The organism is Streptomyces sp. NPDC051452, assembly GCF_044454765.1.
Classification (GTDB): Bacteria; Actinomycetota; Actinomycetes; order Streptomycetales; family Streptomycetaceae; genus Streptomyces.
In genome coordinates this window covers 1-24,893 of sequence record NZ_JBITEB010000006.1, presented here as the reverse complement: position 1 = coordinate 24,893, position 24,893 = coordinate 1, and the positions used below count along the sequence as shown (strand labels likewise).

21 protein-coding genes and 1 pseudogene are annotated in these 24,893 nt (G+C 66.3%); 8 read left to right on the top strand and 14 right to left on the bottom strand.

What is annotated here, in order from left to right; all coding sequences use genetic code 11:
• Position 1: 1 nt before the first annotated feature.
• Positions 2–3,757: a hypothetical protein gene (locus ACIBA9_RS16970; RefSeq protein ID WP_399363668.1), complete on the bottom strand. Its 3,756-nt coding sequence runs from the start codon at positions 3,755–3,757 to the stop codon at positions 2–4.
• Between the two features lie 28 nt (positions 3,758–3,785).
• Here ACIBA9_RS16970 and ACIBA9_RS16965 point away from each other — a divergent pair, with 28 nt between their 5' ends.
• The 4 genes from ACIBA9_RS16965 (at position 3,786) to ACIBA9_RS16950 (ending at position 7,809) form a co-directional block, all read left to right on the top strand.
• Entirely contained in the window at positions 3,786–4,136 is a 351-nt protein-coding gene (locus tag ACIBA9_RS16965) for a hypothetical protein (protein ID WP_399363666.1), read from the top strand.
• Positions 4,133–5,323 carry an MAB_1171c family putative transporter gene (locus tag ACIBA9_RS16960; RefSeq protein ID WP_399363664.1) on the top strand — a complete coding sequence of 397 codons (1,191 nt, stop codon included), beginning with the start codon at positions 4,133–4,135 and terminating at the stop codon, positions 5,321–5,323. The genes ACIBA9_RS16965 and ACIBA9_RS16960 overlap by 4 nt, the downstream gene beginning before the upstream one ends.
• A gap of 4 nt (positions 5,324–5,327) precedes the next feature.
• Complete coding sequence (locus tag ACIBA9_RS16955) at positions 5,328–6,506, top strand: cytochrome P450 (protein ID WP_399363662.1); 1,179 nt, start codon at positions 5,328–5,330, stop codon at positions 6,504–6,506.
• 517 nt (positions 6,507–7,023) lie between these two features.
• Positions 7,024–7,809 (top strand): hypothetical protein, encoded by a 786-nt coding sequence (locus tag ACIBA9_RS16950; protein WP_399363660.1) that lies wholly within the window; start codon positions 7,024–7,026, stop codon positions 7,807–7,809.
• Positions 7,810–8,095: 286 nt separating this feature from the next.
• On the opposite strand, the gene ACIBA9_RS16945 is transcribed toward ACIBA9_RS16950, so the two are convergent.
• The 4 genes from ACIBA9_RS16945 to ACIBA9_RS16930 all read right to left on the bottom strand — a co-directional run bounded on the left by ACIBA9_RS16945 (position 8,096) and on the right by ACIBA9_RS16930 (position 12,547).
• Complete coding sequence (locus ACIBA9_RS16945; protein ID WP_399363658.1) at positions 8,096–9,526, bottom strand: glutamine synthetase family protein; 1,431 nt, start codon at positions 9,524–9,526, stop codon at positions 8,096–8,098.
• Positions 9,526–11,055: an amino acid permease gene (locus tag ACIBA9_RS16940; RefSeq protein WP_399363656.1), complete on the bottom strand. Its 1,530-nt coding sequence runs from the start codon at positions 11,053–11,055 to the stop codon at positions 9,526–9,528. Before ACIBA9_RS16940 ends, ACIBA9_RS16945 begins: the two co-directional genes overlap by 1 nt.
• A gap of 79 nt (positions 11,056–11,134) precedes the next feature.
• Positions 11,135–12,139: a hypothetical protein gene (locus ACIBA9_RS16935; protein WP_399363655.1), complete on the bottom strand. Its 1,005-nt coding sequence runs from the start codon at positions 12,137–12,139 to the stop codon at positions 11,135–11,137.
• A 213-nt stretch (positions 12,140–12,352) separates the two neighbouring features.
• Positions 12,353–12,547: a hypothetical protein gene (locus ACIBA9_RS16930; protein ID WP_388967310.1), complete on the bottom strand. Its 195-nt coding sequence runs from the start codon at positions 12,545–12,547 to the stop codon at positions 12,353–12,355.
• 468 nt (positions 12,548–13,015) lie between these two features.
• On the opposite strand from ACIBA9_RS16930, the gene ACIBA9_RS16925 reads away from it, so the two are divergent.
• On the top strand, positions 13,016–13,675 hold the full coding sequence (locus ACIBA9_RS16925) for a hypothetical protein (RefSeq protein ID WP_399363653.1): 660 nt from the start codon (positions 13,016–13,018) through the stop codon (positions 13,673–13,675).
• 92 nt (positions 13,676–13,767) lie between these two features.
• Here ACIBA9_RS16925 and ACIBA9_RS16920 read toward each other — a convergent pair whose 3' ends face one another.
• Entirely contained in the window at positions 13,768–14,049 is a 282-nt protein-coding gene (locus tag ACIBA9_RS16920) for a hypothetical protein (RefSeq protein WP_399363651.1), read from the bottom strand.
• A gap of 101 nt (positions 14,050–14,150) precedes the next feature.
• Here ACIBA9_RS16920 and ACIBA9_RS16915 point away from each other — a divergent pair, with 101 nt between their 5' ends.
• Positions 14,151–14,882 carry an HAD family hydrolase gene (locus ACIBA9_RS16915; RefSeq protein ID WP_399363649.1) on the top strand — a complete coding sequence of 244 codons (732 nt, stop codon included), beginning with the start codon at positions 14,151–14,153 and terminating at the stop codon, positions 14,880–14,882.
• Positions 14,883–14,989: 107 nt separating this feature from the next.
• Here the strand turns inward: ACIBA9_RS16915 and ACIBA9_RS16910 are convergent, their stop codons facing one another.
• From ACIBA9_RS16910 to ACIBA9_RS16880, 7 genes are all read right to left on the bottom strand, one after another.
• Complete coding sequence (locus ACIBA9_RS16910; RefSeq protein WP_399363647.1) at positions 14,990–16,012, bottom strand: hypothetical protein; 1,023 nt, start codon at positions 16,010–16,012, stop codon at positions 14,990–14,992.
• The gene (locus ACIBA9_RS16905; RefSeq protein WP_399363645.1) at positions 16,006–17,028 is read right to left on the bottom strand and encodes a glycosyltransferase; all 1,023 of its coding nucleotides are present in this window, start codon (positions 17,026–17,028) and stop codon (positions 16,006–16,008) included. Before ACIBA9_RS16905 ends, ACIBA9_RS16910 begins: the two co-directional genes overlap by 7 nt.
• Before the next feature lies 1 nt (position 17,029).
• A complete protein-coding gene (gene serS / locus ACIBA9_RS16900; protein WP_399363643.1) occupies positions 17,030–18,322 on the bottom strand; it encodes a serine--tRNA ligase in 1,293 nt (430 codons plus the stop codon).
• On the bottom strand, positions 18,315–19,025 hold the full coding sequence (locus ACIBA9_RS16895; RefSeq protein ID WP_399363641.1) for a histidine phosphatase family protein: 711 nt from the start codon (positions 19,023–19,025) through the stop codon (positions 18,315–18,317). The genes serS and ACIBA9_RS16895 overlap by 8 nt, the downstream gene beginning before the upstream one ends.
• Entirely contained in the window at positions 19,022–19,945 is a 924-nt protein-coding gene (locus ACIBA9_RS16890) for an aminoglycoside phosphotransferase family protein (RefSeq protein WP_399363639.1), read from the bottom strand. The genes ACIBA9_RS16895 and ACIBA9_RS16890 overlap by 4 nt, the downstream gene beginning before the upstream one ends.
• Positions 19,945–21,195, bottom strand: coding sequence for a methionine adenosyltransferase (locus ACIBA9_RS16885; protein WP_399363637.1), 1,251 nt, complete (start codon positions 21,193–21,195; stop codon positions 19,945–19,947). The genes ACIBA9_RS16890 and ACIBA9_RS16885 overlap by 1 nt, the downstream gene beginning before the upstream one ends.
• Before the next feature lie 78 nt (positions 21,196–21,273).
• Positions 21,274–22,167, bottom strand: a complete 894-nt coding sequence (locus ACIBA9_RS16880) for a phosphotransferase (RefSeq protein WP_399363635.1) — start codon at positions 22,165–22,167, stop codon at positions 21,274–21,276.
• A 350-nt stretch (positions 22,168–22,517) separates the two neighbouring features.
• Here ACIBA9_RS16880 and ACIBA9_RS16875 point away from each other — a divergent pair, with 350 nt between their 5' ends.
• Complete coding sequence (locus ACIBA9_RS16875; RefSeq protein WP_399363634.1) at positions 22,518–23,879, top strand: helix-turn-helix domain-containing protein; 1,362 nt, start codon at positions 22,518–22,520, stop codon at positions 23,877–23,879.
• Entirely contained in the window at positions 23,866–24,567 is a 702-nt protein-coding gene (locus ACIBA9_RS16870; protein ID WP_399363632.1) for a 2'-5' RNA ligase family protein, read from the top strand. The genes ACIBA9_RS16875 and ACIBA9_RS16870 overlap by 14 nt, the downstream gene beginning before the upstream one ends.
• Before the next feature lie 231 nt (positions 24,568–24,798).
• Here the strand turns inward: ACIBA9_RS16870 and ACIBA9_RS16865 are convergent.
• Positions 24,799–24,893, bottom strand: a pseudogene (locus tag ACIBA9_RS16865) (IS5/IS1182 family transposase); the annotation flags it as partial.

Below are 24,893 nucleotides of genomic sequence, written 5' to 3'. Positions count from 1 at the left end.
CTCACTGTCCGCCCGTCGCCGTCTTCGTCCCTCCGCCATGCCGGGTCACCCGAGGACGGCATCGCATTCGGACAGCTCCGTGAGTGAACGCCGGGTCAGTGGACTTACTCGCCCACACGTACGCCTCGCCAGGCTGAAGCTGCGCCATCTGCTCAGAGCGCAAACTGGCGAAGGCGGTGTTCGCCTTCTGGAGGTGCTTCAACCAGGCCGGCGAGGTGAACTTGTGCAGGATAACGTGGTCGGAGAGTTCGATCAGGGAGATCGGTACGGAGGGCGGGTCCTGGCTGGCGACCAGGATGCTCATTCCCTTGTGGCGCATCTCGCGGACGGTCTCGACTAGGCCGGCGACGAGGTCCGGGCTGTCGATGTACTTGTGCGCTTCGTCGAAGACGACCAGCTTGTTGAAGTGTTCGTCCCCGCTGCGCGCCTCGGCGAACAGCTGCATCAGGACGACGAAGAGGCCGAGTGCTTCGTCCTTCTCGATGTACTCGTCGCGGAGGTCAACGATGATCAGTCGGCCGGGTCGGATGAGGCTGGTGAGCCGGGCATTGTCGTCGATGTAGTCCTCGGCGAGGTTGAGCCGCTCCTGGGCCAGCTGCTTGACGTGGTCGGGCATATCGGAATCGGCCACGCCCTGCCGGATGACGCCGAGGTTCAGGTTGTTGCGGTTCGACTTCATGATGCGGGTCAGCTGCCGGATGTACGTTGACTGGTTACCGACCGCTCCCATGAGGAAGCGCCAGTGGGATGCCTGGAGTTCGGCGGAGGAGAAGGCGAGCAGCTGGACGTCGATGCCGGGGAATTCCCGTCGGCGGTCGGCGACCTGGTCGGCGGGGGCGAGCAGCAGCACGTCCGACAGCGCTTGGGGGTCGGCTCCGTAGCGCTCCTTCAGGACCTGGAGCTGCGCCTGGTCATCATTTGGGCGCGCCATGGAAGTGAACTCCGGCGCGTAGTCCATGGTGCGGCTGTAGTGGAACACCACGGTTGCGAGAGGACGGGGAAGTTCGTTGACCGGCGGGGCGGGCAGCGAGGCCATCTCGATGATGCTGCCCAGGGTGTAGCTCTTGCCGCCTCCTTGTACGCCGAAGAGGCTGATGGTGTGGGTTTCGTCGAGATCGACCGCGACTTTCCGGCCAGCCACTTCGCCGAGTACACCGTGTTGTGGGGAGGGGCGCGTGACGCCGAGGAAGATCTCGGGGAGGCCCTCTGGTGAAGCCGATCCCGGTGTGACAGAGGTGGACTGGGCATCGATGGTCGTCGACTCGTGAAAGCCCTGGCTTTCAGGGACGGTGCCCGCCCGCAGCGGATTTCCGGTACCGCCCGGAGGAAGAGCAGCCGATGAGATTCCTTCCGGAGAAAGAGACACCGAGACCGCCCCCGCCGCATCGGCACCAGGCACGGTCAAAGTTGCCACGGACTGGGCTGGACCTGCCTCACGGCCCGCACGCTCAGGTGCGGTGAGTGGCGTGGTCTCGTTGCCGTTCGCGACCTCGTCCGTGTCGAGGATGGGCACTGCCGTACCCCCACCGGCCTGCCCGCGGTCTTCCTCCTGAGCATCTTTGGCATCCCCCTCGTGCTGTACGTCAGGTGCCCGGAACTCGGCGTCGGAGAGCCGTGGCACAGCCAACTGCGACAGTGCCAGGGTGGGAGCGGTGGCCGCTCCGTTCTCCTCCTGCTCCTCAACGGCTGGGTCCGTGGGCGCGGGTACGCCCGGCCGAACAGTGGGAATCGCATTGATCAGCTCGGTGATCAGATCGCTGCCGATGCGGTGGAACTCCACCTCGTCATCGAGTTCGCGGTCGGTTCCCTCGCGGGCAAGGTCGAAGATCAGGCCGCTGCGAGTGAAGTGGAGGGCGTAGCCGTCGTCGAGGCTGTCTAGCAGCGCGTGGGCCTCCGCCCTGGGAGCGTGCCCCATGATCCCGTGGCGTGCCGCCCGCTCCAGGTAGAAGCGGAGCAGGGAGCCGAGGGCCAGGTTCTTGACCGGCCGGTCCACCCGGTCCGGGTTGATGTGGGTCGGATCGAAGGACTCCGTGAGGACGGTCTGGCTCCGTCCGAGCTGCTGAGTGACCTTGGCCTTGAGACGCTGGTAGGCGCCGATGTCGTCGAGCGCCGTATAGCACTTGACCTCGACAAGGCGGCAGGTGACGGTCCGTGTCCGCATGTCGAGGTGGAACAGGGCTAGGTCGCTGCGCTGGAAGGAGAAGGCGTCGCCAAGTTCCCGGGCCTGGCGACGGACTTCGGCGTACAGCTCGGGGTGGGCGTCCAGAGGGACCACGATCTGGTTGTGCAGGGCGTCCTGGTAGTCCAGGTAGAGACGGGCCAGGGCGAGGCCAAGTACTTCGGTGCGCTGGGTGGGGGCGGTGGAGGCCAGCTTGAAGGCGAGGCTGCCAGAGAGTAGGCGCAGTTGCTCGAAGAAGGTGTTGAGGTGGCGCTGTTCGACGTCGAGCCCGTGCTGCTGGGCGGTCGGTCCGAGCAGGGTGCGCAGTTCGTCGACCGAGTTCGAGCTGACCATGATCTGGTGGCCGAGGCCGCTGTCCAGCGAGGGCGCGTAGTCGATGACGTACTCGGGTCGGTCGCGTTGTCCGGCGTGGTCGAAGTACTCCAAGCCGAGGGTCCGGTCGATGGTGACGACCCAGTCGCCGACCTGGTGGGCCCGGTAGAGCAAGGCCCGGTCGGTGTTGTCGAGGGAAAGGACGGTGCACGGCACATGGCGCGGCGCCTGTCCCGCGGTGGCGACGTTGGCCGCGGCGCCGGCAAGGAGTCCGGGCAGCCGGCTCAGGAGATTGGCAAGGTCCTCCGCGTCCTCGACGGGCATGGCGATGCCGTGGCGTGGCATGGTCCGCCACACGATCTGCTGCTCGTTGTCCTCGTACGTGGAGGACGTCGCCTGTACCAGGCCGAGGACTGGGGCGTGCGCGATGTCGTGGCGTGTGACAGAACCGTGCTGTTCCCCGCCGAAGGCGTCGATGAGCACGGTCAGATGGGCGTCGAACTCGGCTCCGGGTTCGCTGAATTCCTCCACCGAGCGGACGGAGTAGACGAGTTTCGCGCTCCGGGTGCCTTCCGCGGCATGCAAGAACGCCTCCGCCTCGGTGGAGGTGAACTGGCTCTGTGCGCTGATCAGTTCACCCAGCGCCGCACCGGACTCGGGGGCTTCCGGGTCGGACACGCACAGCCGAATGTCGTAGGTGAGGTCCCGGGTGGGGGTGCGACGCTGCAGTTCGAGGAGGGCGTCGGCGACGATCTCCGCGCGGCCTGCATTGACGACGTTCATGACCAGCGTGCGGACGTACGGGTGGAGGCGTACGTACCGCTCGATCCGGTCGGCGAGCGCCGTACCGGACAACGCACCGGCTCCGCCTGCGGCACGGGGGCCGACAGCCGGGAGGTGCAACGCGGTGGTGAGTCGGCCGAGCAGGCCACGGGGGTCGGCGGTCTCGCTGGGCAGGTAGGCGGCCCAGTACGGGGTGAGGTTGTCCGCAGCTGTCATGAGTCGGCCGTCCTGGCGCGGGACGGCGAACGGGAAACCCAAGGGTGAGAGGGCCTGAAGGAAGGAGTCGCGCGCGGCGATGACCCGGCGCTTGTCCTCGCCGGCGAGGCGCGCGGCCCAATCCCGGCCCAGGGCCGACCAGGTCGCTAGCCAGAGTGCACGGAGGGGGTGCGTCGGGGAGATGAGCAGGACGGTGTCGCGCCCGCCGAGACCGTCGGTGAGGGTGACGGCCGCGCAGTCGGTCTGCTGGATGCGGGCCAGCCCCACCAGCGCGGCGCCCCGGGCACGTCTAGAGATGCCGGAAGTCGATCTTCTCTATTACGAGGAGGGGACTTCCGTGCATCACCAGCGGCACATTCTCACGCATGAGCTGTGCCACGTGTACTGCGACCATCCAGGGAGCCTAGAAGTCGACGCCGAAACGGCTCATTCCCTCGGAGTGAATCCCACGCTGGTGATGCGCATGTCGGGGCGCACGAGCTACTCGACGGCCGACGAACGGGAAGCGGAGTTGATGGCGACCATCATTCGCCAGCGCATCTACCGCGAACGTGAATCCCCTTCCCGTCAACCCGAAAAAGGATCGGATAGCTGGGATGCACTCTTCGCCCAGCCCATCAAGAAAGGTCGATTCCGCTCACGATGAATGCCCTCTTTCTTGGCATGGCCTGCCTACTCGCAGCAGCTGCCAGCTACTGGGTCCTCGGTCGGGGCACACCTCGCCCCGCCGGAACGTGGGCCATGGGTGCTCTCCTCGCCTCGTTCGCCCTGGCCTTCGCCTCCTACGCGCCGCTGTTCGAGAACGCGGTTGAGGCAGTCGTGCCGCACGTGGCTCGGCTCCTGAGCAACTCCGCCTCTCTGTCGGCTGCCACTTCGGTCCTCGCTGTCTCTTTCCAGGTCAATCTGCAACCTGCGGAGGCGCGGCGCCGCATCCACCTGCGCCTCGTCCTCCTCGCCGCCTCGGTCTTCGGCATGACGGTGTTGTTCGTGTACGAGCAGATGACGCACCGTTCCCCGCAGGTGTACGCGCTCTACCTGCTCGTCTTGATCTCCTACCTGGGCTTCGCCATCGTCGACTTTCTGCGGCAGGCCGTGCGGCAGTCGAAGTCGACCCGCAGAAGCAGCGTTCGGATCGGTCTCCGGATAGCAGCGGCGGGCTGCGCGTTCGCCCTGGTCTACGCCGCGTACAAGCTCACGGTCCTCTTCTCTCTGGGCTTGGGCCTTCACCTCATACCCGACCACGCGCAGTGCTCCTCGCTGGTCACATCGCCCTGCGTCTTCAGCGTGACCTCCCCAGCGCTCGCCGTGCTGCTGATCTGCCTCGGCCTCACAATGCCCGCCGTGGTGTATCCGATCAGTCAGACCCGCCTCCACCGCTGGGAGGTGCGCTCCTTCAACGCGCTCGGCCCTCTCTGGCAGGACCTCTCGGCCGCAATGCCGGAAATCGTTCTGCCATCAGGAGGCCTCGACGAGAAGGCGGCGAGCGACTCCGACTTCCGCCTTCAACGGCGTGTCATCGAGATCAGCGACGGCATCCTCGCCCTTCGGCCCTACCGCTCCCAGCTCGTCCAAGAGGCCGCCCAGCGAACTGTCGACGCCGGAACGGATGAAGGTGCCGCGATCATCGAGGCCGTTGTCGTCAAGGCAGCGCTGGCCGCGCTGCAGGTCGGTCACCTCGTCGACGACGTCGCTGCGCCGTCGGCGGTGGACGCCGCTTCGCGGAAGGACCTCCGCGCGGACACGCAGTGGCTTCTACAGGTCACCGATGCCTACGTGCACCACGTCCCGGTGCGTGTCGCCGGCGACGGCCACCCGGAACCAGTTGGAGCCTGACAGCATGGACAACCCGATCCAAGACCCTCGCTTCCTGCACAACCCTTATCCCACCTATGCGGCCATGCGCTCCGCGTGCCCCGTGCAGGCCGTTCCCACCGGCGCAAACGGGCACAGCAGCTACCTGGTCACCGGATACGCGGAGGCCCGACAAGCCCTCAGCGACCCGCGGCTCTCGAAGAACACGGGCGCCTTCTTCGCCAACAAGGGGTCGAGGCGCCGTCTGCACCCTGCGGTCGCGCACAACATGCTGGCCAGCGATCCACCCCAGCACACCCGCCTGCGCAAGTTGGTGACCAATGCCTTCACGACGGGCGCTGTCGCCGAGCTGCGGCCGTTCATCGCCCAGGTGACCGACGCGCTGCTGGACGAGTGGCCCGTCGGCGAGCAGGTCGACCTCGTCGCCGGCCTGGCGGTGCCCCTACCAATCATCGTGATCTGCGAACTGCTGGGGGTCCCGGAGGGCGACCGGCCCGAGGTCCAGCGCTGGTCCGCCGAGTTGTTCGCCGCCGGAAAGCCCGACCTCATCGACGCGGCCTCGCACGCCGTGGCCGACTACATGACCGGCCTGATCGCCGCCAAGCGCCTGCGACCCGGTGGCTCTCTCCTCGACCGCCTCATTTCAGCGCGCGATGGCAACGACCGCCTCAGCGAGGAGGAGCTGGTCTCCCTGAGCGTGCTGCTGCTCGTCGCCGGACATGAGACCACGACCAACTTCCTCGGCAACGCCGCCCTGGCGCTCCTCCAGCACCCAGCCGAGCTGGAGCGCCTGCGCAGCAACCCGAAGGACATCCCTGCCTCGCTGGACGAGTTGCTTCGCTTCGACTCGCCCGTCAGCACGGCCACTTTCCGATTCACCACGGAAGCCGTCACGCTCGGCAGCGCCAAGATCCCCACCGGTGTCCCGGTAATGGTCGCTCTTGGAGCCGCCAACCGAGACCCGGAGCGATTCCCCTCGCCGGACCAGCTCAATCTGGACCGGGAAGCCGCCGGCCACCTCAGCTTCGGCCACGGCATCCATCGCTGCGTCGGCGCTCCCCTCGCCAGAGCCGAAGCCGACATCGCCCTGCGCGCGATCCTGTCCCGCTTCCCTGGGATCCGGCTTGCCGTATCGCCTGATCAACTGGACCGGCGGCGCACCCGCCTTGTGCGCGGGCTGGCCTCACTGCCCGTCCTGACCTAGTCATGAGGTCGGCGGGTTTCCGGCACGGGATGTGCCTAATCCGAGAGGGCGTTAAGTCCTGTTCTTGACGGTCTGACGTCGCCTGTAAGCGAGGGTTACCCGCAGGTTCGGGGCACCTGCCGGGACGAGGGCGATGCCATGGAAACGTGGAACGACAGGAGTATCTCAGTGACCTGACAGATAATCAGTGAGCGTTGATCGAACCGCCGGTCACGGCGTGGAAACTGGAGCGGGTGGCACACGGCTGGCAAGCGGGGGTGCGGGCTCCTACAACCTGCGCAAGGCGGTGAACGCGCTGTTCGACCAGAACCGCAGGGCTGCCAGTAGCGCCATCTGCCTCATGACCTGCCGCCGTGGTCGGCGGTGTTTTACTACTTCAGGGCGAACCGGCGTGGATCAGCGGCGGCTGTCTCGGCGTTGGCGATCACAGCGGGGAACACCGGCGACCGGTTGGCCCGGCTCAAGATCATCGATGGATCCGGGTGAAATCGTCAGTGGTCGCAAGTACCGTTGGGACATGGCTCTGGAAGAACCGATCGCATCCGCCGGAGAGAAAACCCGAATCAAGATGTGGGTCGAGTATCCAGCCGGAACGCGCCTTTCGAAGTCGCGAACTCCCGGTGGATACAGCTCGCTTGCGCGCGACGTCGAGACGAATGATCTCGAAACGCATGCCACGCTATTTCCCGTCGGCGATGACGACAAGGATGAAGCCGGTTCGATCCCGGATCCGCCGCCGGTCTTCGTCTACGTCACCGATGAGCGCGCGTCGGATTCACGGGACGATGAGCAGCTGAAGCTTGAGGAGATCATCGAACTCCTGGAGCTTCTCTACTCCATCGCCAAGTGGACGGAGAGGATCGCGCCCCAGGCCAGGGCGTGGTGGAACCAGCAGGCGCTCCCGGTCGTGAAGTCGACGTGGGACAGAGTCGCCAGAGCCCGCAAGGACGACAGCCGCTCCGCAGCCGTTGCGGCGGACGCCGCGGTCGAAGCCCCGGCCGAAGAACATCGAGTCGATATGAGTAGCACAGAAGCGCGAGAGCGCCTTGTCGCGGCCCTGAAGGCCAGGCTGTTCAGCGACGAGCAGTTGAGAGTGCTGCGCAATGCCCGGATCACGGATGACGCCGACTCCTTCGAACTGAGCAGCGCAATGGGAGGACTGACGCTTGAGCAGCTTCGGAATGGCATCAGGTTGATGGTCGAAACTCATCCGGAAGTTCTCAGCGAAGAGATGTCGCTGGAGGGATCAACGAGTCGAGACTCTCTCCAGCGCATCGGCATGAGGGCTCTGGAAGAACGTTAAGTCCGTTTTTGGTAGATACCTCGTCCGGGTTGGGAGAGGATGCCTTGGCGGACGAGTCGGTCCAGGCGGCTTCGGATGGTGTTCACGTAGGTCTCGTCGTTGGGCAGTTAGAGGAGTTCGTACAGTTCACGGGCCCGAAAGGTCGGAGGCGATCGTTTCGGTGCTCCGGCCCTGCGCGATCTTGTCGGCGATCCGAAGCTGTGCCGGTGTGAGATCAAGCAGCGTCGCGGGAGGGCGAGTCAGTCGGGCACTCACGGGTGTAGATCCTTTCTGGGGAGAGGGGGTGTCAGGCCCGGGCCAGCCACCGCTGCCGCTCGGCATCGGTGACCAGGCGCTGGTCGTGGTCGAGTTCCAGTCGGGCGAGCCGGGCATAGTGCTCAACCGCCTCGGCGCCGAAGGCTTCCTGCGCGAGGGCGCTGTTCTGGAAGGCGGTCAGAGCCTGGCCGAGAGTGGACGGAACGGGGGGACCGCCTGCGCGGTAGGCGTTACCGGTCTCTTCGGGACCAAGGGCGAGCCTCCGCTCGAGACCGTGGTCGATGGCCGCCAGGACCGCAGACAGGGCCAGGTACGGGTTGGCATCCGCACCTGGCACACGGATCTCCAGGTGCAGGCCTTCGCCGCGGCCGACGACGCGGACCGCGCAGGTGCGGTTGTCGTGGCCCCAGGTGAAGGTGGTCGGTGCGAACGAGCCGGGCGTGAACCGCTTGTAGGAGTTGACGCTGGGCGCGTAGAACAGGGTCAGCTCGGGCAAGCCGTCGAGCAGACCCGCAACGGCATGCTGACCGGTCCGGGACAGTTCGTGTTCGCTGCCGGGCTCGTTGAGCTGGCTGATGGCCTTCGACCACAGCGACACATGCAGGTGCAGGCCATTGGCTCGGCCGGTTTCCGGGGCCGCCATGAACGTGGGTGCCAGACCGGCGCGCGAGCCCAGGGTGCGCACCGCGTGCTTGAAGAGCAGGTGCCGGTCGCAGGCGGTGAGTGCGCCGCCGTACGGGAAGGTCACCTCGACCTGTCCGGGGCCGGCCTCGGTCTTGATGGCTTCGACGGGCATCCCGGCGCCTGCCAGCGCCCGCTGAAGACGTCGGAAGAACTGGTCGGACACAGGGTCGTGGTCGAGGGCGTAGTCCAGGTTCCCCGTCGTCAACGGCCGCAGGCCCTGATAGCCGGCCTGGTCCGCGTCCGCGTACGTGCCCTTGTAAAGAACGAACTCGGTTTCGATCCCTGCCCTGGGGTGCAGACCGTGCCGGGACAGCCGGGTCATCTGCTGGTGGAGGATCTGGCGAGGCGCGATCTCGATGGGTGTTCCGTCGTCGTGCACGGCGTCGCCGAGCACGACGACGGTGCGCGGCAGCCACGGCACGACGCGCAGGGTCGCCAGAGCCGGTTGCACGGACAGATCCTGGTAGCCGGTCTCCCACGAGGTCAGAGCGAAGCCGTCCGCCGGGCTCATCTCGGGATCGGTGGCCAGGATGTAGGCGCATACCTCGGCGCCTTGATGTGCGACGCGCCTGAGGAAGTGGTTCGCGTCGTACCGCTTCCCCTTCAGCCTGCCCTGCAGATCAGGAACGGCCAGCAGCACGGTGTCGATCGCGCCGGCCTTGACGAGGTTCCGCAGGTCAGTCAGCGAGAATGCCTTCTCCGAGCGCCCGTCCGAAGCAGGAGCGGCTGCCGCGCTGAGGCGCGCCAGAGCGCCGTTGCTCGTCGCGGCCCCCGTCATCACACGACCTCGTCTTCGTACGTGCTCGCGGAGCGGTCGAAGTTCTGCGCCGGGACTTCGTACGAGCTGCCCTGCTTGCGCCACCATCCCCAAGCCAGCGCAAGGACGACGAGCAAAGCGACCGGCGCGTAGTTGAAGGTCTCGACGGACACCAGGGCGCCGCCGGGGCGGGTCTGGGGCAGGCAGAACAGCACCGTCACGAACACCACCCAGATGACGGCGATCGTGCCGACCGTCACGCCCCAGCGGCCGAGGTTCCACGGACCGGGCTGGAACCGGTCCCGGTTCCTGATACGCAGGTAGATCGGGAGGGCGTACGCCGGCGTGATGCCGACCACGTTGATGCTGGTGATCGCCGCGTACGCGACCGGGCTGTACAGGCTCGGCAGGGCGAGCAGGGCAGCGCACACGACGGACAGCAGCACGGCTTTGCGCGGGGTACCGGTGCGTCGGTCGACCTGCCGCCACAGGTGCGAGCCCGGAAGCGCCCCGTCGCGGGAGAACGCGAACACCATCCGAGAGGCGGCAGCGGTCTCGGCATTGCCACAGCACAACTGGGCGATGATCACGACCAGGAGCAGTGCCTTCGCCCCGGCCAGGCCCAGGGCGTCCTGGAAGATCTGTGCCGGCGGGACGCCCGTGGCTGTCCCCACGGTGCCCGCGTAGTCCTGGATGGCGAACGTGAGCCCGGCCAGCAGGACGAATCCGGCCAGCCACGACCATCCGATCGAATGGATGATCCCGCGGGGTGCGGACACCTGGGCGTCCGTGGTCTCTTCCGACAGGTGCGCGGAGGCGTCGTAGCCGCAGAACGTGTACTGGGCCAGCAGCAGACCGAGCACCGCCACGTACAGGGGGCTGGACCAGCCGGTGTTGTTGACGAACTCGCCGAACATGAAGTCGACGGACTGGTGGTGGGAGGGCACGGTCACCAGTGCGCCGACGATCGCTATGACGCCGCCCAGGTGCCACCAGACGCTGATGTTGTTGAGAATGCTGACCAGCCGGACGCCGAACAGGTTCAAGGTGGCGTGCAGGGCCAGGATGCACACGTAGATCATCATGATCTTGCCCGGCGTCGGCTCGAAGCCCCACTGCAGGTTCAGTAAGGCGCCGGTGAACAGGGCGGCCCCGTAGTCAATGCCGGCGATCGCGCCGAGCAACCCAAGCAGATTCAGCCAGCCCGTGTACCAGCCCCACTTGCGGCCGCCGAGTTGCTCCGCCTGGTAGTACAGGGCTCCAGATGTGGGATAGGCGGAGGTCACCTCGGCCAGCGAGGCACCGATAAACATCACCATGGCACCGATGAGCACCCAGCCCCACAGCATCACGGCGGGACCGCCGGTGTTCAGGCCGAATCCGTACAGCGTCATACATCCGGACAGGACACTGATGACGGAGAAGGAGATCGCGAAGTTCCCGAACGGCCCCATGCGCCGGGTCAGCACGGGCTCGTAGCCGAGCTCCCGCAGATACGTATCGTCCGGCTTTCGAGGCACCGCACGGTGGGTGGGACTCACACGAGACATGGACAGCTCCTAGGTTCAGAGAAAGTGAAACACTCGGCAGGTTCATGCCAATCTGCGGATGGTGGGTGGCCGATACTGATCACGGGTGCCGCCCGGTGCGCGGCCTGTGGGTACGGGCGAAGGAAAGAGACTCGGCGCGTGCTCGAAGGAGCAGCGTCTCGCCGGGGTCCGGTCCCGCGACCCCGTCATGGACCGAAGTCCACGGCTCACGGGCTGCATACGGGTCCATCGCCTCGAAGACCTCGGCTGCTTCCAGATACTGGTGGCCAGCCCACAACGCATAGGCGAGAAGGTTCAGATCAGCCACCGAACACTGGTTGACCGTCGTTTTTTGGAACCAGTCGTGGAAGGCGTTCAACGTGCAGTCGAGCGTCGACTCCTGCGCCCACTGGCGCCGCCACAGCGGATCGGCCCGCGATCGCCGTCGCTGCTCGATCTGCGCGTACGCGGGCAGAAGCAACAGTGGCGATCCGACGGGCCGCTGCGACGCGATCCACCGTCCGAAGTCAAAGATCGCGGCCAAGGAAGCCGCGCGCGGCCCCTCAAGGGCGAGCAGGAACTGCAGGACGCGGTGGTAGGCCTCACGGTTGTACGGATCACGCTGGTTGACCTCGTAGAGCAGCCCCCACGGCCCCGCTGGCAGCATCGGCTCGGCGGGCCTCAGGCGATGTTCATGGCGCAGCTGCCGCGTGTCGATCTGTGCCAACGCGACAAGGCACACCCACGGCACGGGATCGTGCGGCGCACGACGAGCCGCCAGCCGGGCCTCACGCCGCGCCCTCATCTCGAACTCCAAAGTCTGTGGATGTTCTTGACGGTGCGCACGCAAGGCCCGCTCGACGGCCACGCGAACCCCCATCAGTTGGGCGTCGTAACTACCGGGCTCTTCCGCAAGCCACACGCCGACCACATCCGATCGGGCTGCCGCCACCGCCAAGAGCTGGGTACGTGACGTTCGCAATGTCCAGTGCGTGCCCGTGTCCAACAGCAGTCCCCGCGCCGTCTTCCAACGTCCCGCCTGCAGTTCGACCAAGGCGACACGGAGTTCGTCGTCATGGCCGGCCGGGTGATACACGAGACGCATCACCGCTCCTCGAACCGGGAACGACGACGTTCTGAAGCAGGAACAGGACTGCCCGCCTGAGGAACACGGACGGTGCGATGCGACGGGCTTCTCAAATTGATCGCGTATGTCATCGGGGGCCTCAGAAGGATGGGGGGTGAGTGAGCCACAGAATGGATGGCGCGAACTGGTTCGGGGCGAACGACAAACACCTCGCCCACAGGATGTACGGCCTCAAAAGCGAATCTGGCCGATCATGTCCGCAACACCGTTGACGAACCGGTTGATGCTCGGAGCCATCGAGGTACTCGCCAAGAAGAACCCGAAGAGGCTGCACACAATTGCGTGCGCCGCATTCAGGCCACTCTTCCTGACGAAGACGAAAACGAGAATGCCCAGGAGCACGACGGCGGAGATACTAATGGCCACCGCACACCGTCCAGCAACAGTGCACTCCTGACGGGTGGGTTGCATCATGCGGGCGACGGAGCGACAGGAGCGGGCTCCGGGCCGACCCCGCTCGTGTGGCGGAAGACAACGTAGACTCCGTTGGAAGAGAGCAACAACAGCTTCGCGTTCCCTGCAACACGACAAGCTCCAGCTCGGCCGAATGACCATGCTCTCGGCCAGTTCGTCTCCATGTCGTACTGCGGGACTCCCCCAACACTGGCGGCAAAACATCCCGCGCACACATTCCCAGGGTGATATCACTTGTGTGATTCCCGCTCCACCAGCAGTAATTGAGGTTGCGCACACTCACTCACGGGGAGGCATAAGGTACATCAGCAGTCGCTGCGAAGCTGCGCCCGGTGCGGTAGCCAACTAAGCAGCTACAACACCGAAACCCTGTGTTTCGCATGCACCCGCTCCAGGGTCCTGGAAGAGCACACACCTATCGTGCCGGAACACGTATGGCTCGATCCAGACGTCCGCAAGGCACTCACGGCATGGGACTTCGGCCGAGCCAGCCGCCTGATCCGACTACGCGGCGCCCTTCGGCAGGACGACATGGCACAACTCACCGGCCTGAGCCAGGCATTTATGTCCATAGCGCTTACCGCCTTCGTGAACCAACGGGACATCACCGAAACCGAACCCCTCCACCGTTCGGCAGGCGGAAGCCGCCTCTCCCACGAACTGCTCGATGGCCTCCAGCGCACCACCGACAGCCTGCGGACCATGGACGCGAGCGACGGCAGCGGCACCCTCACGGAGCTGGGCGACGCGCACCTGCAGTTACTCAAGGGCCTCGTGAAACAGACCTCGTACGACGAGGCGACAGGCAGACGGCTCGCCGCGATCATCGCCGACACCGCCTTCAAACAGGATGGTTCGCCTTCGACTCCGGCGAGCGCGACCGAACGCTCGGATACCTGTATGCCGCGCTCCGTGCAGCCAAGGCCTCAGGAGACATCCGGCTCGGCGCCGACGCACTGTCCTACATGCCCATCCACGGCTACTCCACCGGGGCACCGCACAACACTGTCACCGCAGCACGACGAGCCCGCGAAAGAATCAAGCAGCTCGGCACGCCCGCCCTCGAAGCCATGCTGTTGACCCGACAGGCCCGCGGACACGCGAAACTCGGCGAGCGGCAAGCGACGCCTACCGCGCTGGGACGGGCAGCTGAACTCTGCGCTCAAGGGCGCTCAGAGCACGACCGCGAGTGGTTGTACTGGATCAACGAGGGCGAGATCCACGGACAGGCTGGCAGCTGCTACCTGGACCTCGGCGACGCCCGCGGCGCCGTCGCCAGCTTCGCGAAGGCCCGGAAGGCACTCAACCCGGCGGACCACCGCACCAGAGGTCTGTTCCTCTCCCGAGCCGCAACGGCCCACATCGAGCAGGGCGACCTCGAAGCCGGCTGCGCCACGGCACACGAGGTCCTCGACCTCGCCGAGAATCTTCAGTCGGCACGGTTCGACAGTCACGTCACGAGCGTGATCCAACAACTCCGCCCCGTCGCCCACAGCCCGTACGCTCAAGACGTACTGGAGCGACGCGCCACCATGGCAGCAGCAGGGAGCCGAACTTGACCGACGCCAGGCAGATTCTCGTGCTGTGGGACATCGACCGTACCCTGCTGTACGTCGGTGACATCGACCGGCAGGTGTACCGGGAGACCTTCACGGAGATCGTCGGACGTCCCGTGGAACACCTTCCAGCCCGCGGCACCGGCGTCACCATGCCCCTCGCGATTCGGTCCCTGCTCCTGGACAACGGCGTCCCCGAGGCAGACGTCCCCGGCCTGGTGCCGCGCATGGTGGAACTCCTGCCGCGGCGTCTCGCCGCGCACGTCGACGACCTTCGTGAGCGAGGCGTGCTCCTGCCTGGCGCCGTGGACGCGCTCAAGGCCGTGCACGCACAACCGGGCTGCGTTCCTACCGTCGTCACGGGAAACCTCAAGCCCAACGCACTGCTGAAGCTCGAAGCGTTCCACCTCGACGGGTTCCTTGACACGGAGATCGGCGGATACTCCTCGGACGACGACCACCGCCCAGCTCTCGTCGCCGTCGCACAGGAGCGAGCTCAGGCCAAGTACGGAACCACCACCTTCAGCCGCTCCAACACGGTCATCATCGGAGATTCCCTCGAAGACGTCCGTACCGGGCTTGAAGGCGGCGCTCCTGTGATCGGAGTCGCATCCGGCAAGACCACCGCCGCCGAACTCTCCACGGCCGGAGCCGACGTGGTCCTCGACAGTCTCGAAGACGTCCCACGGCTCCTGGACGCGATCGTCAAAACGACCCACGACCGCAACTGATGACAGCTGCCCGCCAGGGGGCCTCAACTTCCCGTATTACATGAGTGATACCGGCACTCGCGTCTCCGCCCTCGACTCAATAAATCATCCAGTATGCCTGACTCGATCTACTTTGACAGAGAGGGAGTGCCGAGCTCCTCCTCAATCGCCATGGCCACGGCTGGCCATGGGACATTCGGCTCACCGAACAGTCGCCAATAGCGATACGAGGCACGAACCAGGGAGCTGACGCCCAACCTCGCCGAATCAGGGTCGATCGTTCCGATCACCCGGCGTGTGATTCCGCCAGCCCCTCGCGCGGTGGGACGGATGCCGTGCGCGAGGAGGAGAGTGGCGGTGCGGACGGCGTCCAGAGTCGGTGGGGGCGCCAGGGGCGCGAACCTGCCGAAGACGAGGTCCATCCACCCCAGCCGCGTACGTGCCCAGGCCAACCGCTCCAATCCGGTGCCGAGGTCTACCGCCATTCGCGCAGGGTTGTCGGCGTTCCATAGAAGGACGATGTCGCCGAGAGACAGGTCGAGATGGTTGAAGCGAAGGGTGACGCCTTCGACTTGGCGACGTCGCCATGCTGCCAGCTTTCCTTGGACGCTGATGTGGCGCGCGTGGAAACCCAATCGCGACAGCACACTGAGCCAGCCATCCAGGATCACACCGTATTCGTCCATGCGCTGAATTGGCTGGACACGGGAAACGTTGACGAACGAGGTCAGAAATCCATCCCGGAGGTCGCCCGATGCGTCGCGTTGCCCGGTGAAACGGACAACAGGCTGAGGCAGGAAGCCGCTGCGGTAGGTCAGCGGACGCCCATCTTTGAGGAGGGGGTCGAGGGCTTGGACGGCCGAGATCGTCAGCTCGGTCTCGCGGCCCCACCGAAGTGGCAGGCAGGCGTCCTGCGGGACGCCCTGGGCGGCGAAACTTGCCTTCAGTTCCGCCAGCAGCCCCTCCCACGACGGGGCTTGGCGGGGCGGACGGTACGGCGAGCCTCTCTGGGCGTGCTCGATTGCAATCCGCCCGTCGGCGATGGTGAACTCCCAGTGGGGTCCCAGAGCTTGGCGCAGGACCGCAGGTAAGCGGCCCTCTGTATCGGTCGGCGGACCGGGCGCAAGCTCTCCGAGACCGCTCGTCAGCATGGCCGAGTCGACATCGCCGTAAAGTGGCGGGCCGGATCGAAGCGATGCATTCCGATCTCTTGGGTCTCCGTGTGGTTGAGTTCTTCGGCCTGCTCAATCGCGAGGGCGAGAAGCTCCGCAGCGGTTTCGTCGTCCTCGTCGGCATCGGCCACCGTAATCACGCCTGTCCGTTCACACAGGGCCGCCTCGGCGCAGGTCCCCTCGCGCCATGTGAGCGCAGCCATAGGGGTGCCGGTGCGGAGGGACTCGCCGAAAACGGCGGCGCCGGCCTCCACGTAGGTACGGGCGTAGGTGTAGACGAAGACGGAGGCGTCGCGGATGGCGGCGGTCTTGGCGGGACCGCCGAGTTCACCGGCCCACTTCACGTGGTCCGCGCTGAAGAGGCGTCCGTGGCGTTGTACATACGCTTGGTCGAAGACCGGGCCGACGATTTGTATCCGGCGGCGGAGGATCTGGGCGGCTCGGACAGCGATGTGGGGCGCCTTTTCCTCGTCTATGCGGCCGAGCCACACGAGGTCGTCACCGGCGACGGCCGGCGGCTCTTCCTCGTCCAGGCCGAGGTGTACAGCGAGTTCAGGGATCGGCTGGTGGTCTGCGTACCGCTCGACCATCTCAGGCGAGTAGCAGTAGAGCCGTGACCGTTTGCCGTCGAAGGCCGCATCGGCGTGCTCGAAGACGGGCGAGTGCTGGAACGTGGCAACGTCGCAGTCCAGGTCGTTCCAGGTACGCGTCCAGGCCGGCAGCGACGGGTATTCGTGCCCCACGACCAGGAGGTCGTATCCGGTGCTGCGGAGATCGCGCGAGGCGAGCGACCCGGTGGTGGTGTCCTCCAGGCGGACCGGCCGACGAACCCAGTCGTTCTCCAGGTTCGTGAGCCAGCCCGGCCCGAGGAGGTGTACGTCGGCGCCTGCGGCTCGGGCGCCTACGGCGACCGCCCACAGCCATCGTTCGATCCCGCCGTAACCGGCGGGTGGAAAGGCGTAGCTACTGGGGAAGTCGCAGACGCCGACGAGCACGTTATGCCTCCGGTGTTCCGTCCGCCGAGATACGGCGGAAGCCGAGGTACGGGACGAGAGATGCGGGCAGGACGATGGAGCCGTCCTGTTGCTGGCACTGCTCAAGGAGAGCGGCCAGGGTGCGGCCGACGGGGAGGCCGGAGCCGTTGAGGGTGGCGACGAGCTTGGGCTTGCCGTCCTCGCCGCGGGTCCGGATGTTGGCCCGGCGGGCCTGGAAAGTGCCGAAGTTGGAGACCGAGGAGATCTCGCGGTACGTGTTCTGGCTCGGGATCCAGACCTCGATGTCGTACGTGAGCTGCGCTGAGAAGCCCGTGTCACCGGCGGCCAGCTTGACGACGCGGTAGACGAGGCCGAGTTCCTTCAGGCACGCCTCGGCGTGGCCGACCATCGTCTCCAGCGTTGCGTCCGCGTCGACCGGGTCGACCATCTGGACGATCTCGACCTTGGCGAACTGGTGCTGGCGGATCAGGCCCCGGGTGTCACGACCGTACGAGCCTGCTTCGGACCGGAAGCACGGCGTGTGCGCCGTGAGCGCCAGCGGCAGCTCGGCCGGAGGGATGATCTCGTCGGCGTAGAGGTTGGTCAGCGGCACCTCGGCGGTCGGGATCAGGAACAGCTCGCGGTCGGCGACGCCGGTCTTGAACAGGTCCTCCTCGAACTTCGGCAGCTGCCCAGTGCCGGTCATCGTCTTGCGGGTGACCAGGTACGGGACGGCGTGCTCGATGTACCCGTGCCGACGAGTGTGCAGATCGAGGAAGAGCGTGGCCAGGGCACGCTCCAGGGCTGCCCCGGCGCCGCGCGAGACCGCGAAGCGGGGGCCGGACAGCTTCGTAGCCCGCGCGAAGTCGAGGATCCCCATGCCCTCGCCGAGGTCAACGTGGTCTTTCGGCTCGAACGGGAAGGCCGGCGGAGTACCGACCCGTCGGACCTCGACCGCGAAGTCCTCGGAATCGCCGTCTGGGGCCGCTTCGTCCGGCAGGTTCGGGATGCTGAGGAGGAGGTCGCGAAGCTGCTCCTCGATCTGGCTCTGACCGGTCTCGATGTCCCGGATCTGCTCCTTCAGCTCGCGAGCCCGATCCTTCAGCTTGGAGATGTCGCCACCCTGCTTGGCCGTCTGCTGGACCTCGCTCGCCACCCGCTTGGACTCAGCCCGCAGCTCGTCAGCCGAACGGATGTTCTGGTTTCGACGAGACTGGAGGGACTCCAGCTCGGACAGGTCCAGAGAGTAACCGCGACGAGCGAGCCGACGAACCGCTTCGGCACCCATTTCGATTAGGGCGCGGGCATCATGCATGAGGAAGATCCTTTTGATCCGGCGGGTGGGATACGGAATCGACGGTAGCAAGCGCCGAGCCCTCGTCGATCCGGAATATGTCCACGCCACCGCGGTCGACGCGACCTCGGGGAACATCTCTGTCAAGATCGCTCAGCAGCGCCGAGCCCCAGTCAGGCAGCTCGTCGTCGGGTATGGCGATCGGCTCGACGTACGGCGCCTCCGGGAAGAAGAGCGGCATGGCCTCCATCGACGATCGGCACTGGTGCCAGAGGAGTACGGAGACCAAAAGGCCGTGGCCTACGAGGACACGGGGGCCTGGGTGCTCCAGGGCCGCCAGGACTCCCGTGAGCATCCTCCGAATGCCGTCGCGCTGTGACTCGGTGCCACCCGCTGGCCGCTCGCCCGGACCCTGGCCGTCAAGCCAGACCGCGTACTCCAGGAACGGGCGGCCCTCGAACTCTCCATAGTCGAGTTCGTTCAACCGAGGATCGATGACCAGGTCCGCCGCCGACACATCCATGAGTAGAGAAGCTGTCTGCTGGGCACGCGGGAATTCGCTGGTCAACCACGTCTGTACGGTGTGGAGGGGGAGAGTGGAGCGGCTCAAGCTCAGCGATTGCCGCCCCTCATCGGTCAGGTGGATGGGTTGGGATGGGTCGCCGTTGACGAGGTACCGCTTGCTGCAGTCCGTTTGGCCATGGCGGAGGATGTACGTCGTCACGATCCACTCCAAGAGGTTGGCGCCAAGAGGTGGGTGAGCACTTCCGCCATAAGGTCCGCTCGTGGGTCGCCGGACTCCACGTAGAAAAGGAGGCCGTCGACGCCCAGGAGACGGCACCAGGGTGCGAGCACCGGGACGGGAATCCGGGAGACGCGTGAGGCGGTGGCCAGCCGCCTGTCGGTATCGCGCCCCAGGTCGTAGTAGACGGTCCAGAACGCCCAGTCGAACGCCGGGTCACCCACCATGGGAAGCGGATCGATCAGCCGGGGGTGACCCAGCCGGTCGAACAGTACGTTCTCCCGGTACAGGTCCGCGTGCAGCACCGTCGCCCGGCGGGGGCCCTCCTCCAGGTCGGCAGCAGGGCGCCCGGCTTCGGCGAGGGAGCGCCAGCCGCCGAGATCGAGTTTCTGTAGCCGCCATTCGATCCGGGGCCGGATTTCCTGCGCGAGGTAGTCTGCGAGGCGCGGCAGACTCTCCGGCCGGCGCCTGCGCTGCCCAAAGACGTGCAGCCCCTGGAGGGCCGCAGCCACGATCTGGATCTCCCGCCTTGGCCACTCCGCGCCACCGGGTTGTCCTCCGACGAGTTCGAGTGCGGCGACAGCCAGGTCGTCCGCGGCCTCCACGACGCCGACTGTCGGTCCGCCGGACCAGAGTCGTAGCGCGTCCACCTCACGGCGGTAGCGGGTGGGATCGAACCACGCCTTGAGGAGCAGCGGACACCCGTCAAGGCAGGTCGCCGTCGCGATCACCGAGGCGTGTCCGGCGTCGTGATAGGACACAAGCGACAGCTTCCAGCGTTCCGCCGCACGTGCCAGCCGCCCCGGCGCGGCATCGAGCCACCGCTGGGCAGCAGGCCCGTAGTGCGCAAGTAATCGCCGTCGGCACCCTGCGGGGATCTCTCCGAGCGTCCGCTTCGTCATCAGCTCAGCACGATCCCGTCGGAGACCAACTCGTCGGTCAGCGCCGGGAACTCTCCCAGCGTCTCCGCTACGAGGGCCTGCACCTTGTCGATCTCGGCGTAGGGAGCCGAGAGGCGGACCAGGATGCGCCACGGCTGATCGAGGCGCTGCCCGGTGGTGCTGACCAGGTGCACTTCCACGTGCCCGTTCGTGCTCTCGTGCAGGCGCTCGGCCAGGCGCTGGGCGGCGATGTTGTAGAGCTTGCCCACGTGGTAAACGGGGTTCTTGCCGTTGGCTCCCTCCAGGTTCATCGGACGCAGCGGCGTGATCAAGCCGTTGACTCGGTTGCCGCGCCCGACGACACCCTCGTCCCCCGACTCGATCGAGCTTCCGGTGTAGGTCAGGTACAACTCGTCCTTCTCCGGCACGTCGCGGGCGTTGAGCCGGAAGCGCGCCTGAGCACCAGGCAGCCGAAGGCCCGCCAGCCGGTGGCACTCGGCCAGGACGCTCTCCGCGTTGCGGACATATTCGACCCGGCTGGCGACGTGGCGCGATTTCTGCGGAACACACAGCACGACGTCGGCCTGATCGCCGTCCCAGTAGCCCATGAGCTTGACATCGGACCCGCACCAGGCATGGGCGCGAGTGAAAACGCTCTCGCCGGAGAAGTGGTTCACCAGCTCACGGACGAACGACTCGAAAGCGTTCTCCGGAGCCCAGCCGGTCCCCAGTGAGGTGTCGTTCGACAGCCGCACCCGCCGCTCCCGCAGGTCATCGACGGAGCGCGGATTGAACCAGCGTGTACGGTCCGGGACCCCGTCGCCGGTGAGGACCGCGCCCGGGCTGGAGTTGCTGGTGATGTTGAAGACGATGTCGAGGTGGTCCGACACCTCGGGGAGCCGTTCGGCGAAGAACGCCCTGACCTCAGTCTCGACGATCTCCTCGACCGGGATCTTCTCGCCTCCGCACATGGGTGCTGCCCGCCCATTGACCAGGACACGCACCGGAGCTGTCATCCTGCCGGCGCCGTATCGGACCTCGCTGCCCCCACCGAGGAGGGCGAGCTTGTCGAAGTTGTGGTGAAGCACGGCGCCAAACCGCGCGACGGTGTGGTGGCTGTAGGCACGGGACAGTCGCTCGGCGAGGTGGTCAGCCAGGGTGTCCGGGTGTCCGAGGCCCTTCCGCTCGACGATGGTCGTCGTATCCGGCTTGGCCATGGCGGTGTCGATGACGAGGTGACTGTTGTTGATGATCGTGCTCGTACGAGGCATCACGAACTCCGTTCAGGGGGACAGAAAGGTGAATGAGCGCAGGCGTCAGCACGCCTGGACGGGCGATGCGCGAAGGAATCAGCGAGGTACGCCGACGGCACGCAGGAGTGAGACGGTCCGAGCCAACGCCGCGTAGGCAGCTGGAGCCTGCTCCTCGGCCGTGAGGCGGCCGACTTCGCGGGCCGTGACGAGGTCGATGTCCTCAGGACGACGGCGATCGAGCCAGAGCAGCAAGCGCCAGGCCAGCACAGGACCGCTGAACGGCAACCGGGTCAAGAGGCCGACTGGGACGTCTTGGGGTGGCACGCCCTCGTACAGCAGGTCACGTACAAGGTGGAACACCACGTCGGTGTAGTCGACGACGGCGGGGCCTCGGGCGCTGGCTTCCCAGTCCACGACCTGCACTCGGTCGTCGTCGACCAAGAGGTGCTCGGGCTTGAGGTCGCCATGCAGGTGGACGACCGGATGCGATTCAAGCGGTTGAAGGGCCTCGGTCAACGCCTCCCACCACGGTCGTAGTCGGCAGCGTGGAGAGAACTGGTCGAGCAGGAAGCGGTGTTGGGGCACAAGGCGACCGTGGCGGTTCTCCCAGCCGAGGCCGGGTGCAAGACTGGCCGAAGACCGGTGGAGTCGGTGGGTCAGGTTAAGAACGTGACCAAGGTACCCCTCGATTGCCCGGCCGGTACGCACCCCACAGGGCACGCCCGGCAACATACCGAACACCGTCCAAGATCCGTCCTCCCCCGTGCCCGTGGCCAGGACCTCGGGGACCGACAGACCCAAGTGAGCGGCGCGCTCCACTGACTCCACCTCCCGCTTACGGCGGCCCTCGGGATCAATCCCCATGTAGACCTTGAGCAGAGACCGTTCGTCGACTGCCCGCCGCGTTCTGGCGAACGGCTTCGTGATCGCACGGCCGAATGGACCGTGCTTGAGCTCGATCGCGTGCATCGTCGTGTCAACGTCGGGCACAAGTCACCTCCTGTAGCCAGGGTCTTGACATTCGCCCTTTCCAGGCAGGGGTCCGCAACGACCTGAGTGTTGATCAGCGGCCAGGGAATGCGGGCTGGCTGTGGCCATCAACGATGTGGCAGGAACCGGCTGATGGCACATTCCGGCGGTGATATCACTTGGGTGATCAGACTCTTGAAGGCCCGCAAGAAAGTGGCAATGGAGGGGCGGCGGTAGCGGTGGCAGGCAAACCAGGACGGTGCGAGGGGTGCGGGCTTGTGCTGAGCCGGTACAACCGTGAGCCGCGCTGTGCCCCTTGCAGCCGGTTGCTGACGGCCGCCGAGCCGGACCCGGTCCGGGTGCCTAACCACGTGTGGCAGGACGCGCAGGTCGTCATGGCCTTGCGGGACGGCGACTTTGGGACGGCTCTCACCCGCGTGCGCAAGCTGGCCTCCTTACGGCAAGAGGAGATGGCCCGTCTCACGGGCCTGAGCCAGCCCTTCCTCTCCGCTCTCGAGTCCGGTTCGAGGCGGCTGACCAACTTCGACAAGATCGTGACCGTGCTGGAGCGGCTGGCCGTGCCGCCGCACGCGCTGCCGCAGCTATTTGCTCGGAACGCTCCCGAGCCGATCGAGGAAGCTCACCGGCACCCGGAACCTGTCCGCGAGACAGCTGCCCGGGAACCTTGGGAGAGCCCGCTCGACGTGGCGAGGCGCCTGAGCACGACCATCTCGTCCAACACCGACCCCACCACCTTGACCGTGCTGGTCCAGCAGGTGGGCGCCATAGTGGACCGGTACGAGGCCGACGGTCCGCACCAACTCGCCCCCAAGACTGCCGAGTTGCGTAATTTCATCCAGACACTGCTGGAAGGGCGCCAGCCGCCTGGACAGCGGGCAGAACTCTTCCGTCTTGCAGCCCAAGCCTCCGGCCTGCTCAGCTACATGGCGGTCAACGCGGGTCACGAGGCCATCGCCGAGGCCTACAGCACCGAAGCCCTCCAGCTCGCCCAGGAGATCGACGACCTGGAGCTGATGATGTGGATCTTCGGCACCCGTTCTCTGGGCGCGTACTACGCGGGCCTCTACGACCAGGCGCTCGAATGGGCCGATGCCGGCTTGGCCATCGATCGCGACAACGCGCAGGCGATCCGGCTGCTTGCTAACGGCCGAGCACGTGCTCTCGGCAAGCTCGGCGACGCCGTGGGCGCGCAGAGGGCCATCGCAGAGGCCGAGGACCTCAGCAGTAACCACCGGCTCCCGGGCGGGCTGACACCGTGCATCTCTTTCGCCCCGTACAGCATCGCCCGCACACTGGCGAACGCCGCTACCGCCCATGTCGCCCTCGGCAACACACGGGACGTCATCGAGTACGCGGAGCAGGTCGACGAACTCATAGAGCAGTCCGACTCCGACTGGAGCCGGGCCTTGGTCCGCCTGGACGTGGCCACTGCTCTGCTCGCAGGGCCTCGGCCGGATGTGGAGCAGGCCATGGTGCTCGGCAGGCAGGTTCTCGAAGCCGGGGGTGGCCCGCCGATCCGATCGGTCATCCAGCGAGCTGGTGAACTCCACACCCGTGCAGCATCGTGGCACCAGCTACCTGTCGTCAGGGATTACGCCGAGGCGCTACGCACTTGGCACACCACCCCGTTAACCCGAGCGGTGACCAACTTTGCCAAGATGGCACGCTTGAGCGATAGCCGTACGAGAAGGGCACCGAGTGCTGCTGACTGAGGATCCCAGCGCGTTTCCCACCGCCCCGCCGCCGAGCGTCGATGACCCCGAGGTCATCGCGACACACGACTGGGCGGCCTTCGACCGGGTGCAGGAGATGAGTAACCACTGGGACCGGGCTGGGTGGACTCCATCGACGCGGGCCTACTACTGGATGCTCAGCTTCCCCGCCGAATCGGCGCTCGCCGAGCACGCTCGACACTGCCAAGACAAGATCCGAAACCTGAACTTCGACTCCATCGACGCGGACGGTCTGCACCTGACCCTCGGCCGGATCGGCACCACCGACGACGTCACGCTGGAGCAGTTGGACACACTGCTCGCCACCACAGCCGCGATACCTACAGCCAGGTTCCGGCTCCAGGCCATACCGATGACCGCATCCCGCGGCGCGGTCCGCTACAGCATCGCCCCGTGGACTCCCGTGCTCGACCTCCACTCCAAGCTGTCCGCCACCACCGCGCAATGCCAGCTGCCTTTGCGGAAGCCGACCGCGGTGCTGCGGCCGCACATCGGCATCGCGTACTGCAACCGCCCCGCGGATGCCTGCGTTGTCCGGGAAGCGATCCGCCCGCTCCGCGACATGGACAGCGTCGGCGTCCCGGTCGACCACCTGGAACTGGTCGAACTGCGTCGCGAAGACCGCGCCTATCGCTGGCGCACCATCGATCGATTGGCTCTGAACTGATCGCATCCCCGGCACCCTTCGCAGACGTACCAGCTCAGAGGCGCCCCCCGCCTCTCCGCTCCTGGGACTTTTCAGGGACTTTCAGCTCTGTCCGAGGGACTTTCGGCCGCCTAACACGGCAAGCTCCTAAGAGATCGGGAAGGGCCTCCGACGCAGGTCGGAGGCCCTTCCCAAGGCAAAGTCGCAGGTGGCGGCAGACGAGTCGGGCTGTACGCCGGGTTCTGTCGCCCTGGCGAGGACCTGCACGTTCATCCCCTGGTGCCTATTCTTCCTGGAGTAGTACGGCCGGTCTGCGGCGATGCGGTCGATCGACAGCACGGTGCTGT